Genomic DNA, 15,617 nt, shown 5'->3' on the forward strand with positions numbered 1-15,617 from the left:
GCACTACATCGCTTCTGATTTTTTAACTCAAGGGATATGACTGTCATGGATTATCGCGATTACGTTCGGCCGAAATTCGTTGAACTGATGCAGGCTCTGGGCCTGGAATGCCAGTTCCATCGAGCGCTGGGCAGCAAACTGTTTTACCGCGACAAGCAGGGTGACGAAGTGACCGTCACCGACTTTCTCGGTGGCTACGGTGCCGCGCTGTACGGTCACAACGATCCGCAGTTCGTCGATCAACTCTGTGGGCTGTTGCGCGCAGACGTGCCGTTCAACGCGCAAATGTCGGTGCGGGGGGCAGCGGGGCAGTTGGGGCGCGAGCTCAGTGAAGCGTTCAACCGTGAGTTGAATAACACCGAACGCTACATTTCCACGTTCTCCAACAGCGGCGCCGAGTCGGTGGAAATCGCCGTCAAGCATGCCGAGTACCGTCGCCAGAAAAACCTGCAGAAGCAGTTCGACGAGCGCGATTTCGAACTGGCCAATCTGGTGGCCAGCGACAAGGCTTATGTCGAACTGGAGATCGATGATCTCGACCTGCCGGCCGGCCTGCTGCCGCCGAACCTGTCTTGCGTGACCGTGCGCCAGGTGGCCGAGGCGGTGCGTCAGCACAACCTGGCGCTGCTGCACGTCGAGCCGGTATTTCTCGCCGTACGCGGCAGCTTCCACGGCAAGCTGGTGAACACCGTGCAGCTGACTTACGGCAAGCAATACCGCAAGCCATTTGCCCGGTTCGGACTGAATGTCGAGTTCATCGACCCGCATCAACCACAACAGCTTCAAGACCTGCCGGCCCGCCACCAGCACCACTGGCTGAGCCTGGAATGGAGCGGTGAAACCCTGCGCGTGCGCCGTGAAGCGTTCAGTGCAATTACCGCGGTGCTGCTGGAGCCGATCCAGGGCGAGGGCGGGATCAACGAGTTTGCCAAAGAGTTCTACCTGGGCCTGCGTCGCCTGTGCAACGAGCAGCAATGCCCGCTGGTCATCGACGAAGTGCAGTCGGGTTTCGGGCGCACCGGCACCTTGCTCGGCGCCAGCCATTTCAACCTGCAGGGCGACTACTACTGCCTGTCCAAAGCGCTGGGTGGCGGCTTGATGAAAATCGCTGCCACGGTGATTCGCGCCAGCCATTACGAAAATGATTTCAGCTACATCCACAGCTCGACCTTCGCTGAAGACGATGCCTCCTGCCATATCGCGCTGGCCGCCCTGCGTCGGCTGTTCGAGAACGACAGCGCCATGCTCAAGGACGTGAACAAGAAGGGCGAATACCTCAAGGCGTCGCTGCTGGAACTCAAGTCGGCTTATCCGGACGTGATCGCCGATGTGCGTGGGCGCGGTCTGCTGCTGGGTTTCGAACTGCACGATCTGACCGGCACCAACTCGCTGGTTCAGGCGTCGGCGCAATACAACGATGCGCTGGGCTACATCATTGCCGGCTACCTGTTGCAGTTCGAGTCGCTGCGCGTTGCGCCGTCGGGCAGCAACGCCAATGTGATTCGTCTGGAGCCTCCGGTGTGCATCACCTTCGAGGAAATCGATGGCCTGATCGCTTCGCTGCAAAAAGTCTGCGACATGCTGCGTCGTCGCGATGCGTTCCCGCTGGCGGCCGGCGTATGTGCCGACAGCATCGCCCAGGTGCCGGCGCGCGACGTCAGCTTCAAGGAGACCGAAAGCCTCCCAAAGCCTGACGAGAACGTGCGCGTGGTAGCCCGCGTGGCGTTCATCAACCACCTGATTGATGCGGACATGCTCAGCGACGTCGACCCTTCGCTGTCGAGCCTCAGCGCCGAGCAGAAGCGCGAGTTCATCAAGCGCATGGCGCCGGAGCGCCGCGCTGCGCCGATCGGCCCGGTGCAGATCCGCTCGAAACTCGGTACTGCCGTGGAGTTCACCCTGTACCCGCTGTGCATGGATTCCGATGCGATGGCGGCCTACATCGCCAACGGCGATCTGGACACCATCCGCGAGGAAGTCGGCAATCGCATCAAGGACGCGCGCGCCGATGGCTACAGCGTGGCCGGGCTGGGCATGTACACCTCGATCGTCACCAACAACTGCCAGGCCCTGAAAATTCCTGACATGGCACTGACTTCGGGCAATGCGCTGACCATCGGCATGGGCCTGGAAGCGATCGAGCAGGGCTGTAAACAGCAAGGCCTGGAGCTGGGCCAGCAGACCGCCGCCGTGGTCGGTGCCGCTGGCAACATTGCCTCGACCTACGCCTCGCTGCTGTCCACCAGCGTTGAACACCTGATCCTGATCGGCAGTGGTCGCGACGGCTCGCTGCGGCGCCTGGAGAAAACCGCGCAGCAGATTTACGCCGAAGCCGCCCGCGCGATTCTCAAGGGTGTCGTCGAGCACGATCGCCTCGCCACTCGCCTGCAGCAACTGCGGGGTATCGATGCCTTGTTGCAAGCCCATGGCAACAGTGCCGACCTCGGTCAGCGCGTGGCGCAACTGGTCGACGAGCAACTGGGGGCCAACGCCTTCATCACCGTCAGCAATGACCTGAGTGTCCTGAAACAGGCGCGCATCGTGCTCTGCGCGGCGAATGCACCACAGGCGTTTCTCGGCGCCGAGCACTTTGCCGAGAACAGCGTGATCTGCGACATCGCGGTACCGCTGAACGTCGACCAGAACCTCGCGAGCCAGCGTTCCGACGTGCTGTACATGCACGGCGGGATTGTCCAGACGCCGATGGGCGACGGCCTGGCCCACAACGTGCGCGCCTACCTCAAGCAAGGGCAACTGTATGCCTGCATGGCGGAGTCGGTGTTGATGGGCTTGTCCGGAATGAAACAGCACTACTCCTACGGCGACATCAGCCGCGAGCAAGTGCAGCAGATCCGTGCGCTGGCCGCGACCCATGGCTTCAGCCTCGCCCAGTTCAAAACCGACAACTCGCTGTAAGGAACGGTCATGCCGAACAAAGTAGCAGTAGTGACCGGCGGCAGCCGTGGCATCGGCCGGGCGATCGTCCTGGCGCTGGCGGGTGCCGGTTATCACGTCGCGTTCAGTTATGTGCGTGATGAAGTGGCCGCGATGGCCTTGCGCGATGAGGTGCAGGCGTCGGGTGTGGATTGCCTGGCGCTGCAATGCGATATCAGCAGCGGCGACAGCATCCAGTCATTCTTCGGGCGGGTCGAGGCGCATTTCCAGCGTGTCGATCTGCTGGTCAACAACGCCGGCATTACCCGTGACGGCTTGCTGGCGACGATGCCCGTGCGTGACATCGTCGACGTGATCCAGACCAATCTGGTCGGCACCTTGCTCTGCTGTCAGCAAGTGCTGCCGGGCATGTTGCGCCAGCGCAGTGGTTGCATCGTCAATATCAGTTCGGTCGCCGCGCAAAAGCCCGGCAAGGGCCAGAGCAACTACGCCGCGGCCAAGGGCGGGGTCGAGGCCATGACCCGCGCGCTGGCGGTCGAGCTGGCGCCGCGCAACATTCGGGTCAACGCGGTGGCCCCGGGCATCGTCAAGACCGAGATGAGCACGGCGCTGATCGGTAGCCAGGAGGAGCAAATCCAGTCGCGGCTGCTGATCAAGCGTTACGCCGAACCGGAGGAGATTGCCGAAGCGGTGTTGTACCTCGCCGACCGGGGCCTGTACCTGACCGGGGAGGTCCTGCCGGTGAACGGCGGGTTAAAAATGCCATGAGCCGCACCATTCTGATTACCGGTGCGGCCAAGGGCATCGGCCGCGCGGTGGCCGAGGACTTCGCGGCCAATGGCGACAATCACCTGATCCTGCTGGACCTCGACTTGCCACAGCTGCAGGGCTGGGTCGATGAGCAGCAGGAGCGGATCAAGGCGCGGGTCGAGACCCACGCGGCGAACATCGCCGACCTGCCGGCCATGGAAGCGTTCTTCAAGCAGCTCGGCACCCAGGTCCGGCAGGTCGACGTGTTGGTCAACAGCGCCGGCATCTGCAACGAAAACGAGCCTGAGGATCTGCATAACTGGCACAAGGTGATTTCGGTCAACCTCAACGGTACGTTCTACGTCACCTCGTTGTGCCTGGCGCTGATTCCGGATCGCGGACGGATCATCAACATGTCCTCGATCCTCGGGCGTGCCGGCAAGGTGCGCAATACCGCGTACTGCGCTTCCAAACACGGCATCGTCGGCATGACCAAGGCCCTGGCGCTGGACCTGGCCTCGCGGCAGATCACGGTCAATGCGATTCTGCCGGCGTGGATCGATACCCCGATGCTGCAGGGCGAACTGGCGACGCAAGCGGCGATTGCCGGTTTGACCCAGGAACAGATCGTGCGCAACGCGAAGAAAAAACTGCCGATGCGCCGCTTCATCCAGAGCGAAGAAGTGGCCGCGATGGTGCGTTACCTGGCCAGTCCTGAAGCGGGAGGGGTCACGGCCCAGAGCCTGGTGATCGATGGCGGCGTCGGGTTGGGAATGTAAGCGATGCCAGGATCTATCAACCGCATCGCGTGGACGGTGTGGGCGTGCATGGCTGCTCCGGCGGCCCTCGCGGCCCTGGAAGTCGACGACCTCAAGCCCGATTACGCCGACGCCGAAATCGGCGTGGCCACGGCTCTGCGCCTGCACGGTGACGATCAGGTCACGCAGAAGGCCATGTATTTCAAAGCCAATCTGGAGGACAACTGGGACGGCGGCTATTACAAGGCCAAGGGCCGGGTGCGCTATGACGCGCGCTACGACGGCAACAATCCGTACAGCGAGCGGGCCCGGGAAAAGTACCGCTTCGACGCCGATTGGCGGCATCTGTATGTCGGCCATTCGCTGGGCGACGGTGAAGTGACGGTCGGCTGGCAACAGGTGGTCTGGGGGCGTGCGGACGAGTTGCGCGTGCTGGATCAGATCAACCCGCTGGACTACCGCGATGGCTTGACCCCGCTGCTCGAAGACAGCCGCATCGCCGTGCCGATGGTGCGCGTGGCGCAGCCCTTGGGCGAGTGGGAGCTGGAGGCGCTGTGGATCACCGATTTCGTCAAGAACCAGCCGCCGGTGGCGGGCAGCGAGTTCGCCGCGCCGCTGTTTGCGGCACCGGATCCCGAGTATTTCCTGCTCGACTCCAAACCCGGTTATGACGGCGACAAGGGCTATGGCTACGGCTTGAGTGCCAACGGCCGGATCGGTGCGGTGGATACCAGTTTCGTCGCGCTGAGCGCGCGCCAGCAGGACCCGGTGTACGCCGTCGAAGGCGTGGCCGATGACGGTCGTACGCGCCTTGAGCGGCAGTTTGCGCGTTACACCATGGGCGGTGCCGGGCTGGCGATCGATGCCGGGCACAGCATCGTGGTGCGTAGCGAAGTCGCCTGGTTCGACAACTGGCGCGTGACCAATCCGACCCGCGCCTACGGGGCCGACAGCACCTCGATGGTCAAATCGCTGCTGGGGGTCGACTACCTGTGGCGTGACTGGCTGATCTCCGCGCAATGGCAGGAGCAGGTGTTGCTCGACTGGCAGGACGGCATGTTGCAGGACAAGCGCGAGCCGCTGTTCACCCTGTCGGCCGAGGGCACCCATCTACAGGATCGTCTCAAGAGCCGACTGGTGGCGGCCGCCTCGCCGCCGCTCAAGGACAACGCGTTGTTGCAGGGCATCTTCACCTACAAACCGGTGGACTACATCAAGCTGGGGCTGGAAGTGGACGTGTTCTTCGGCAAGCCCGACAGGGCCTTCGGCGAGTACAGCAAGCGCGATCAAGTGCGGCTGTCGGCCGGCTATCTGTTTTAACCCGTGACGCCTGCCTGCCGCCGGTGGCGCAGGCGCCAATCAATGTACTTATCCGACGAAAAGGGAATTGCGATGTTGCCACTTTTGAAAAGCCTGACCGCCACCGCGTTGATCCTCACTGGCGTCTGCGCCAGCGCTGCCGATGGCAGCAATGCCGATGAAATCGTTCGCCAGGTGCGCGACCGCAATGACGGTAAAAGCTTCATGTCCCAGGTGTCGCTGATTCTCCACGACAAGAAGGGCAATACCCGAGTTCGTGAGTTCACCTACCTGCAGAAGGACTACCCGGACAGCGACAAATTCAGCATGTATTTCTCCGCGCCAACCGACGTGCGCGATGTTGCGTTCCACATCGAAAACCCCCACGAAGCCCTGGGCCTGGAAGACAGCCAGTGGATGTACCTGCCGGTCAGCCGCCAGACCCGTCGGATCTCCACCACCGACAAGCGCGGTTCGTTCATGGGCAGCGAGTATTCCTATGCCGACCTGGACAAGATCCGGGTCAAGGATTACTCGCAGAAACTCGTCGGCGAGGAGCAGATCAAGGGCCGCGATTGCTACGTGATCGAGCGTGAACCGGCGTCCCCTGAAGTACTGGCCAAGACCGGTTACAACAAACTCAAGGTGTGGATCGACAAGCAGAACTTCCTGGTCATGCGCCAGGACTTCTTCGACGTCAAAGGCGTGCTGATCAAGCAGATGCGTACGCAGAAGGTCGAGACCATCGACGCGATCGACAGCGTCGTGCTCAGCGAAACCGAGCACTTCATCGATGGCACCCGCTCGGAAATGCGCTTCAACCAATTGCAGTACAACGTCCCGCTGGAAGACCGCCTGTTTACCCAGACCGCGATCAAGCGCGGCCTGAAAACCGGTGACCTGCCGGAATTTTCCGTGTCTGCCCGCTAAGCGCCGCTCCCGACGACCCTGGAACACATGATCATGGAAAGATATCTGAATTTCGTCGAGCGTTATGCGCGGGCGATTGTTTTCCTGCTGGTGGCGATTACCGCGTATTTCACCTATACGCTGGGCGCGCTGGTTTCGGACACCAACCCTTATCTGCTCAAGGAAAGCCATCCGGCGCGCAAGACCATCATAGATTTGCAGGGTGAATTCACCGGTACGTTCGACTCGGTGATGGTGGCGCTGAACAACCCGCAGACGGTCTTCAACAAGCAGACGCTCAATGCGCTGTTTTCGATGTCGCAGTCGGTGCGCAAGATGATTCTGGCCAACGATGCCGACAAGGAGCAACTGGCGCAAATCGTCGGCAAGTACCCGAATGACAGCCGCGCGCAGCTCTTGACCCGGGACATTCTGGAGGATGGTTTTTCCCAGAACGACTACGCCCAGGCCAAGGCCTTGCGTGACCATGCACAGAGCCAGAACTGGGACTCGCACGATCAGCTGTTCCTGACCTTCCTCGCCGAGCGGATCAACCCGATCCGCGAAATGGCCTCGATGGGGGATCTGGAAAACATCGTTCTGACCGACGACGGCGAGTTGTTGATCCACAAGACCCTCAACGCCTACGACATGGACCCGGCGGTGGTCGAGTCGCAGATCATGGGCAACGAGCTGATGGTCGACGGGGTAGTGTCGAAGGACAAGAAAGTCGCGATGCTGGTGGCCGAACTCGGCACCAAACAGGACGACGCCCAGGCGCAACTGCGTGCCTATCAGATCGTGCGCGGCATCGTTGCGCAGTATCAGGCCGAGCATCCCGAGTACAAGGACGAGATCTTCATTGCCGGCATGCCGATCTTCATCGCGGCCCAGCAGGAAATCATCGACCATGACCTGGCGGTGCTGTTTCCGATCGTGTTTCTGCTGATCACCCTGCTGCTGATGTTCTTCTTCCGCAAGCCGCTGGGCGTGCTGTTGCCGCTGTTCAATATCCTGTTCTGCACCATCTGGACTCTGGGCCTGATGGCGCTGTTGCGGGTGCCGTTCGATCTGTTGACCAGCGTATTGCCGGTGTTTCTGTTCACCATCTGCTGCTCGGACGCCATCCATGTGATGGCCGAATACTACGAGCAGAAAAGCGCCGGCAAGAGCAACCGCGAGGCCAATCGCGAAACCCAGCGCCTGATGGTGGTCCCGGTGGTGTTGACGACGGTGACGACCATCGCCACGTTCATGATTTCCACTACCAACAACATCGTCAGCATCCGCAACTTCGGCGTGTTCATGTCCATCGGCCTGACGGCGGCGCTGATCATTTCGCTGCTGCTGATTCCGGCGTGGATTTCCATCTGGGGCAAGGATCAGGCGCCGCAAGCCAAGGTCGAGGCCCACAAGGAATCGATCATCTCGCGTTATCTGGTGGCGTTCTGCGCCTGGATGATCCGCTTTCGCAAACCGATTCTCATGGTCATGCTGCCGTTGCTGGCGCTGGCCACGGTGTTCACCTTCCGCGTCGATATCGAAGACTCGGGCATCGCCTACTTCAAGCCGCAAAGTCATATCCGCGTGTCGGACCAGTTCATCAACCACGCCAAGGTCGCGGGCACGGCGCCGGGCTGGATCGCGATTGACAGCAAGGAACCGCGCGGAGTGCTGACCACCGAAGTGGTGCAGTTCATCGACAAGCTCGACCACTTCATCAAGCAACAACCGAACGTCAGTTACGGCTACTCGCTGGCCACCTACGTCAAGCGCATGAACCTGGTGCTCAACGACATGAACCCTGATTACCTGCGCGTGCCCAACGCCATGGAAAAGGTGACCTCAGTCAATGACGACGGGCAGGTCGAGCGTTTTGAAGTGCCGGGCAATTCGCTGATTGAGCAGCACGTGATGCTGTTCGAAAACGGTGGTGGCTCGGACCTGAACAACGTGCTCAACGCCGACTTCTCCAAGGCCTTGACGCTGTACACCATGACCTCGTCGGTCGCCAGTGATTATCAGGGCATGCTCGATCGCCTCGACGCCTGGCTGCTGGTGAACAAACCGGCCAACCTGGAGGTGACGCACGCCGGCACGCCGTTGATCTGGACCGGCGTACTGCAGGAGATTACCCAGGGCCAGGTCCTGAGCTTTTCCCTGGCGTTGCTGGTCGTCACGCTGATGATGATGTACTGGCTGAAGTCGGTACGGCTCGGCATCCTCGGCATGTTGACCTTGCTGACCACCTCGGTAACGGTCTACGGCTTCATGTTCCTGTTCAACATCGAACTGAACATCGGCACGACGCTGGTGACGTTCCTGGTGGTGGGCGTGGTCGATTACGCGGTGCACCTGCTGTCGCGCATCAAGTTGCTGGTGCAGCAGGGCATCGAAATCGATGCGGCTATCCTGCAGGCCATGCACAGCGTTGGCCGCTCGACGGTGATCAACGTGGTGATCTTCTCCGTGGGCTTCATGGCGCTGCTGTTTTCCGACTTCAAGCCGATTGTCGACCTGGGGGCGCTGGTGGCGATGGCACTGTTTTCCAGCGGCGTCATGACCATTGTCCTGGTGACGCTGGTGTCGCCGTGGTTCTTTGCGGCGATTGCGCCGGTTGCCCGACCTGCTCAAGGGCAACCTGTGGTCGGTGAGACAGTGGCGGGCTGAGCGCTGATACGCCGGGGCCGCTGGCCCTGATACGACAGGCGAACCCTGTCATGCGCCGCAACAGGGTTTTCAGTTCAGCGTAGCGCCCGGGTTTTTTTCCCCCTGCCGGGCGATGCGCTCGAACTGACATTCCTGTCGAGCTTCGTGCAGATTGTTTTCGAACGCTTCAAGACCATCGTACAACTGCTGCAAATCGCCGATCTGGGCCACCAGTTCGGCTTTTTTCTGGGCGATGGCATGCTCGGCCATGTCCCACGGGAATTCGTCGCCGCGGTAGTTGTTCAGGATCACCTGCAGCTCCTTGAGCTTGAAGCCCAATTGCTGGGCGCATTTGATGAACGTCAGCACTTCGACGCTCTCCTGGCTGTAGATACGGTATTTGCCTTCACGCTTGGGCTGCGGCAGCAGGCCGATTTCCTCGTAATGGCGAATGCTTTTGACTGTGGTGCCCGACAGCTGGGCGGCTTTGCCGATATACATAAAGATCCGTCTCGATGATCAAACAGGGCGTAGCGGGACCAGGTTTGAGGCCTGATCGGCGGGCGATTATAGGGTGAATAGCATCGGCAGGTTGCAACTCTGCGTAAATGACGCGCACAGCTGACGGACGGGCTCGGTGAGAGCCCGTGGAGGGACTGACGGCGTCGGCTGCGCCGTCAGGTGAACAGGTGCGGCTGGATCAGAACGCGGCGCTGGCCCGGGCCTTCTCCAGCCAGTTGTCGCGCTGGTCGGGTTTGGACCCGATCATGGGACCGAACGTCAGGGTCTTGATGGGCTTGATGCCACAGAACTCCAACGTGGTCTTGCGTACCTGGTGCAGTCCCGGCATGCCGTAGAACCATTTGTAGTACCAGTACGGCGTGTCCATGGTCACCAGCAAATGTGCCGTGCGGCCCTTGAGCAGTTTGTCCGGGAAGGCTTTGCCCTCGCGGTACTTGAAGGCAAATCCGGGCAGGAAGATGCGATCCAGGAAGCCCTTCATCAAGGCCGGAATTCCGCCCCACCAGATCGGATAAACGAAGGTCAGGTGCTCGGCCCAGGTGATGTCGGCCTGCGCCTGCAGCAGATCCGGCTCCAGTGGTTGAATCTTGTTGTAACCCTCGTGCAGGACCGGGTCGAAATCCAGCGCATCCAGGCGCATGAGACGCACGTCATGCCCGGCGTCTTTGGCCGCCTGAACGTAGGTATCGCTCAATGCTCCGCAAAAACTGTCGTTGGAGGGGTGACCCAGAATCACGAGCATTCGTTTGCTCATCGTGTGTACTCCTGAAAAGAAGCTCACAGCTTAGAGTCTGCCCCTAGCGGTAGAGTCAAGGCGTCAACGCATTCAGCAGGGCTTGGGCATAGGCTGGCAGTCGCGCGAAATTGCGCGCACAAAGATGCAGCGTGCGGTTGGCCCAGGCGTCGTCCAGCGGCACGCAGGTAAACGTGTCTGTCGAGGGCCAGCGCTCAACCGCTACCCGGGGCACAATCGCCAGTCCCACCCCGCGCGCGACCATGCGCATGAGGCCATCGAAACCGTCAGCGCGAATCCGGATCGCCATGCGCTGACCGACGTGCAGCGCCTGTTCCTCCAGATGAATCGCCAGCGCACTGTCGGTGCCCAGGGCCACGTAGTCATGGGCCAGGGTTTGCGCGAAGGTAAGCGAAAGGCTTGCGGCCAGCGGATGGCCGTGCGGCACGATCAGCACCAGCGGATCGGCGCGAAACACCACGGTCTGCAAATCGTGGGTATCGACCGCGTCGGACACGATTCCCAGATCGGCCGCGCCTTGCCGCAGGGCGTGGGTGATGCGGGCGCTGGGCAACTCTTGCAGATCAATGTCGAGGTTGGGATGGTCGCGCAGAAAGTCTGCCAGTACTTCCGGCAGGTATTCGGTGATGGCCGTGGTGTTGCACAACAGGCGTACTTGACCTTTGGCGCCCTGGGCGTAGTCAGCCAGATCCTGCTGCAGGCGTTCGGCCTGTTGCAGGAGGATTCGCGCGTGTTGCGCCAGTGCTTTGCCGGCGGGCGTCGGAGTCACGCCACGGCGCCCGCGTTGCAGGAAGTCAGTGCCCAGCGAGGCTTCCATGGCACGGATCCGCGCACTCGCGGCGGCGAGCGAAAGATGACTGCGGGCGGCGCCGGCGGTGATGTTGCCGGTGTCGATAATGTGCAGGTAGAGGCGCAGGTCGGTGAGGTCGAAGTGCATGGGCAGCCTCAAATTTTGTAGGGGCAGGACTGGCCCTATCGCGAGCAGGCTCACTCCTACATTGGATCGGTGGTGAACACAAACCTGTAGGAGTGAGCCTGCTCGCGATGAGGCCGGCCGCTTCAATGAATCATTCAGCCTCTTGCACTGGCAGAGGCAGTCTCAGTATATGGCAGATTTTCAACCCGCCACCCCAGGTGCACAGTAGCACCATGAACACACTCGCAGACTTCTATCAAAACCTCGGTATGGCCTTGTCTTTACTGGTCATGGTCACCTTCATCATGGCCGGCCTGATCAAGGGCGTGATCGGCCTTGGCCTGCCCACTGTCGCCATGGGCCTGCTCGGTCTGGCTATGGCACCGTCGCAGGCAGCAGCATTGCTGATCATTCCGGCAACGCTGACCAACCTCTGGCAACTGGCGTTCGGCGGGCACTTGAAAGGTCTGATCAAACGCCTGTGGTCGATGCTGCTGATGATTTTCCTCGGCACCGCAGTCGGCACGTTGGCGATCGGCATGGCAGGCGGGCATTGGGTGGTGCGCGGGCTGGGCGCGGCATTGCTGCTCTATGCGTTGAGCGGGTTGCTGCTGCCGACGCTGCACTTCCGCCCTCGGCATGAGTCGTGGCTCGGTCCAGTGTGCGGGGTGATCACCGGCATCATCACCTCGGCCACCGGCGTGTTCGTGATTCCGGCGGTGCCGTATCTGCAAGCGCTGGGCTTGAACCGTGATCAGTTGGTGCAGGCGCTGGGCCTGTCATTCACTGTTTCGACCCTGGCGCTGGCCGGCGGCCTGTTCTGGCGCGGTGCGCTGGGCGGTGGCGAGTTGAGTGCCTCGCTGCTGGCGCTGGTCCCGGCGATGCTGGGCATGTGGCTCGGCCAATGGTTGCGCCAGCGGATCAGCGCCGTGCTGTTCAAGCGGGTGTTTTTTCTCGGACTGGGCGCGCTCGGTGCCCATCTGCTAATCAGCGGTTAGCCGACGACGCGCTGAGCATGTCGATCCGACGGATATCGAAATCACGCTCCAGATACGCCATGCGGTTGTCGAAAAACTCCCGCATGTGCGGCAGGTTCGAGTGCACGTCCAGGTGCGCCTGGCTTTCCCAGATCTCGTAGAAGATGAACAGCGTCGGGTCTTCCTTGTCGCGCAGCATGTGGTACTCGATGCAGCCGGGTTCGGCGCGGCTCGGTTCGACGTAGGCGCGAAACAGCGCTTCGAAAGCCTCGGCTTTCTCCGGGCGGGTCTTGGCGTGCAGGATGAAACCGTGGCGTTCACTCATCAAAACAACTCCTCAAATGCAGATGGCCGAGAATGCTATTGCAACAATCGGCATTCGATTCGTGCTTTTTGATCAAATGTATTTTGCGCCGACGCGGCTTATTCCGCGCGAGATGGATCGTTAACCTGACGCCATTCCTGTTCCCATCTTTCTCCAGCCCAATGGCTGCGCGAGGCGTTCTCATGAAAAAAGTGTTGTTGCTCAATGGCGGCAAGAAATTCGCCCACTCCGACGGTCGTTACAACGCCACCCTGCACGAAACCGCGCTGAGCGTGCTCGATCGCGGCGGTGTGGATGTCAAAACCACCTCTATCGACGAGGGCTACGACGTCGCGGAAGAAGTCGCCAAATTCCTCTGGGCCGACGTGATCATTTATCAGATGCCGGGCTGGTGGATGGGCGCGCCGTGGACCGTGAAAAAGTACCTCGACGAAGTCTTCACCGAAGGCCACGGCAGTCTCTATGCCAGCGATGGCCGTACCCGTTCCGATGCGTCGCAGAAGTACGGCAGCGGCGGCCTGATCCAGGGCAAGCAATACATGTTGTCGCTGACCTGGAACGCGCCACAGCAAGCCTTCGATGACCCGACCGACTTCTTCGAAGCCAAGGGTGTCGACGCGGTGTATTTCCCGTTTCACAAGGCCAACGAGTTCCTTGGCATGAGCGGTTTGCCGACGTTCCTCTGTGTGGACGTGATGAAGCGTCCGGATATCGAGAACGATGTGGCGCGGTATGAGCAGCATCTGAAAGAGGTGTTTGGTCTCAAGGCTTGAGGTGATTTTATCTGGTGAGGGTTTTAACTGTGGTGAGGGGATAAATCCCCTCGCCACAGGGGGGTTCTCTCTCCACAATGGATTTGTGCAGTCGATCAATTAAGGGACGCCCGTGAAAGCCAGATCCGATGAGTTGCAGATTTTCGTCTGCGTGATCGAGTGCGGTTCGATTTCCGCTGCCGCCGAGCAGGTCGGACAGACCCCTTCGGCGGTCAGCCGCACGTTGTCACGGCTGGAAGCCAAGCTCGACACCACGCTGATCAACCGCACCACGCGGCGCATGGACCTGACCGAGGAGGGCAAGTATTTCTTCGAGCAGGCCAAGCTGATTCTCGATCAGATGGACGCCCTCGAAGAGCGTCTGTCGTCGCGCCAGCAAACCCCGTCCGGACGCCTGCGGATCAACGCCGCGTCACCCTTCATGCTGCACGCCATCGTGCCGTACATCGACGAGTTCCGCGGGCTGTACCCGGACATCCAGCTCGAACTCAACAGCAATGATCTGATCATCGACCTGCTGGAACAAAGCACCGACGTCGCCATCCGCATCGGCACCCTTGCCGACTCCACCCTGCATGCGCGGTCGCTGGGTTGCAGTCCGCTGCTGATCGTCGCCAGTCCGGCGTATCTGGAGACGCACGGGGCGCCGCAGCAAGTCACGGAGCTGAGCGAACACACCCTGCTCGGTTTCACCCACAACGAAGGCCTCAACCAGTGGCCGCTGCGTTACGTGCACGGTGACCGCTGGCCGATCACCCCGGCGATCAGCGCCTCCAGCGGTGAGACTGTGCGCCATCTGGCGCTGGAAGGGCAGGGCATTGCCTGCCTGTCGCACTTCATGACCATCGACGACATCCGCGCCGGACGTCTCAAGGTGCTGCTGGCGGAGTTCAATAGTGGGTATCGCCAGCCGATCAACGCCGTGTACTACCGTAACTCGCAACTGGCGCTGCGCATTCAGTGCTTCCTCGACTTCATCCAGAGCAAACTCGCGGCCTACGCCAGCGCCGATTTCAAAGGCTGATTCGTGATCCCTGCGCAAGAGTGAATTGGGCGAGTGCGGGTTTTTCCACCCGGGTTACCGGTCGATACTCGCTGCATCACTTATTCACGCAGGGAGTTTCTCCATGAACGTATTCATCACCGGCGCCGCCGGTTTTATCGGCGGCTCGATTGCTACCGGTCTGGTTAAGTCCGGGCATCAAGTCACCGGTCTGGTGCGCAGCGCCGAACAGGCTGTTGAGCTGAAAGCGCTGGGCATCACCCCGGTCATCGGCACCCTCGAAGACAGCACGCTGCTGGCCGAACAGGCCCACGCTGCCGATGCGGTGATCAACGCCGCCAGCAGCGATCATCGCGGTGCCGTCCAAGCCTTGCTCGGTGCCTTGCGCGGGTCTGACAAAGTGTTCCTGCACACCAGTGGTTCGAGCATCGTCGGCGATGCTTCGGGCGGCAAATCCAGCGACGTCATCTACTTCGAAGACAACCTGCCGGAACCGACCGCCGACAAAGCTGCCCGCGTGGCGATCGACAACCTGATCCTCGCGGCAGCGCGGGACGGGGTGAACTCGGCGGTGATCTGTAACACGCTGATCTACGGCCACAGCCTGGGCGTCAATCGCGACAGCGTGCAATTGCCGCGACTGTTGAAACAGGCACGCAAGAGCGGTGTGGTGCGCCATGTCGGCAGTGGTCAGAACATCTGGTCCAACGTGCACATCGAAGACGTCGTCGCCCTGTACCTGCTGGCGCTGACGAGGAACGTGCCGGGCACCTTCTACTTCGTCGAAAGCGGTGAAGCCTCGTTCATCGACATGACCACCGCCATGGCCCAGGCGCTGACCCTCGGGGAGCCGCAAGACTGGCCGCTGAAAGACGCCGAAGCCGAATGGGGCTATGAAATGGCCAACTACGGCCTCGGTTCCAACAGCCGCGTCCGCGGCAAACACGCCCGCGAACTGCTGGGCTGGGCGCCGAAGCGTACGTCGGTGGTGGAATGGATTCGTAACGAAATGGTGTAACTCGTCGAACACCACAATACCTGTGGGAGATTCTATGGTTCATGCCTAGCCCCTAAACGGCTTTAGGTG

At 61.0% G+C, this 15,617-nt stretch carries 14 protein-coding genes; 10 read left to right on the plus strand and 4 right to left on the minus strand.

Annotation, left to right across the window (positions count from 1 at the left end; translation table 11 throughout):
* The first annotated feature begins 45 nt into the window (after positions 1–45).
* From PseAD21_RS23040 to PseAD21_RS23065, 6 genes are all read left to right on the plus strand, one after another.
* Positions 46–2,916 (plus strand): aminotransferase class III-fold pyridoxal phosphate-dependent enzyme, encoded by a 2,871-nt coding sequence (locus PseAD21_RS23040; protein WP_102358054.1) that lies wholly within the window; start codon positions 46–48, stop codon positions 2,914–2,916.
* A 9-nt stretch (positions 2,917–2,925) separates the two neighbouring features.
* On the plus strand, positions 2,926–3,663 hold the full coding sequence (locus PseAD21_RS23045) for a 3-oxoacyl-ACP reductase family protein (RefSeq protein ID WP_102358055.1): 738 nt from the start codon (positions 2,926–2,928) through the stop codon (positions 3,661–3,663).
* On the plus strand, positions 3,660–4,424 hold the full coding sequence (locus tag PseAD21_RS23050) for an SDR family NAD(P)-dependent oxidoreductase (protein ID WP_102358057.1): 765 nt from the start codon (positions 3,660–3,662) through the stop codon (positions 4,422–4,424). Before PseAD21_RS23045 ends, PseAD21_RS23050 begins: the two co-directional genes overlap by 4 nt.
* A 48-nt stretch (positions 4,425–4,472) precedes the next feature.
* Positions 4,473–5,723: a DUF1302 family protein gene (locus PseAD21_RS23055; protein WP_256588244.1), complete on the plus strand. Its 1,251-nt coding sequence runs from the start codon at positions 4,473–4,475 to the stop codon at positions 5,721–5,723.
* Positions 5,724–5,795: 72 nt separating this feature from the next.
* Positions 5,796–6,632 (plus strand): outer membrane lipoprotein-sorting protein, encoded by an 837-nt coding sequence (locus tag PseAD21_RS23060; protein WP_102358060.1) that lies wholly within the window; start codon positions 5,796–5,798, stop codon positions 6,630–6,632.
* Positions 6,633–6,665: 33 nt separating this feature from the next.
* Positions 6,666–9,281 carry an RND family transporter gene (locus tag PseAD21_RS23065; protein WP_102358073.1) on the plus strand — a complete coding sequence of 872 codons (2,616 nt, stop codon included), beginning with the start codon at positions 6,666–6,668 and terminating at the stop codon, positions 9,279–9,281.
* A gap of 69 nt (positions 9,282–9,350) precedes the next feature.
* On the opposite strand, the gene PseAD21_RS23070 is transcribed toward PseAD21_RS23065, so the two are convergent.
* The 3 genes from PseAD21_RS23070 to PseAD21_RS23080 form a co-directional block, all read right to left on the minus strand.
* Positions 9,351–9,761, minus strand: coding sequence for a MerR family transcriptional regulator (locus tag PseAD21_RS23070; RefSeq protein WP_102358061.1), 411 nt, complete (start codon positions 9,759–9,761; stop codon positions 9,351–9,353).
* Positions 9,762–9,960: 199 nt separating this feature from the next.
* A complete protein-coding gene (locus PseAD21_RS23075; protein WP_102358063.1) occupies positions 9,961–10,536 on the minus strand; it encodes an NAD(P)H-dependent oxidoreductase in 576 nt (191 codons plus the stop codon).
* Between the two features lie 55 nt (positions 10,537–10,591).
* A complete protein-coding gene (locus PseAD21_RS23080; protein WP_102358064.1) occupies positions 10,592–11,473 on the minus strand; it encodes a LysR substrate-binding domain-containing protein in 882 nt (293 codons plus the stop codon).
* Between the two features lie 212 nt (positions 11,474–11,685).
* On the opposite strand from PseAD21_RS23080, the gene PseAD21_RS23085 reads away from it, so the two are divergent.
* Positions 11,686–12,450, plus strand: coding sequence for a sulfite exporter TauE/SafE family protein (locus tag PseAD21_RS23085; RefSeq protein ID WP_102358066.1), 765 nt, complete (start codon positions 11,686–11,688; stop codon positions 12,448–12,450).
* Here the strand turns inward: PseAD21_RS23085 and PseAD21_RS23090 are convergent.
* Entirely contained in the window at positions 12,440–12,754 is a 315-nt protein-coding gene (locus PseAD21_RS23090; RefSeq protein ID WP_102358067.1) for a putative quinol monooxygenase, read from the minus strand. The genes PseAD21_RS23085 and PseAD21_RS23090 overlap by 11 nt on opposite strands.
* Before the next feature lie 182 nt (positions 12,755–12,936).
* Between PseAD21_RS23090 and PseAD21_RS23095 the strand changes: the two genes are divergently transcribed.
* From PseAD21_RS23095 to PseAD21_RS23105, 3 genes are all read left to right on the plus strand, one after another.
* Positions 12,937–13,527: an NAD(P)H-dependent oxidoreductase gene (locus PseAD21_RS23095; RefSeq protein ID WP_102358069.1), complete on the plus strand. Its 591-nt coding sequence runs from the start codon at positions 12,937–12,939 to the stop codon at positions 13,525–13,527.
* A gap of 112 nt (positions 13,528–13,639) precedes the next feature.
* Positions 13,640–14,551, plus strand: a complete 912-nt coding sequence (locus PseAD21_RS23100; RefSeq protein ID WP_102358070.1) for a LysR family transcriptional regulator — start codon at positions 13,640–13,642, stop codon at positions 14,549–14,551.
* Between the two features lie 103 nt (positions 14,552–14,654).
* The gene (locus PseAD21_RS23105) at positions 14,655–15,548 is read left to right on the plus strand and encodes an NAD-dependent epimerase/dehydratase family protein (RefSeq protein ID WP_102358072.1); all 894 of its coding nucleotides are present in this window, start codon (positions 14,655–14,657) and stop codon (positions 15,546–15,548) included.
* Positions 15,549–15,617: the final 69 nt, after the last annotated feature.

Source organism: Pseudomonas sp. AD21 (genome assembly GCF_002878485.1).
GTDB lineage: Bacteria > Pseudomonadota > Gammaproteobacteria > Pseudomonadales > Pseudomonadaceae > Aquipseudomonas.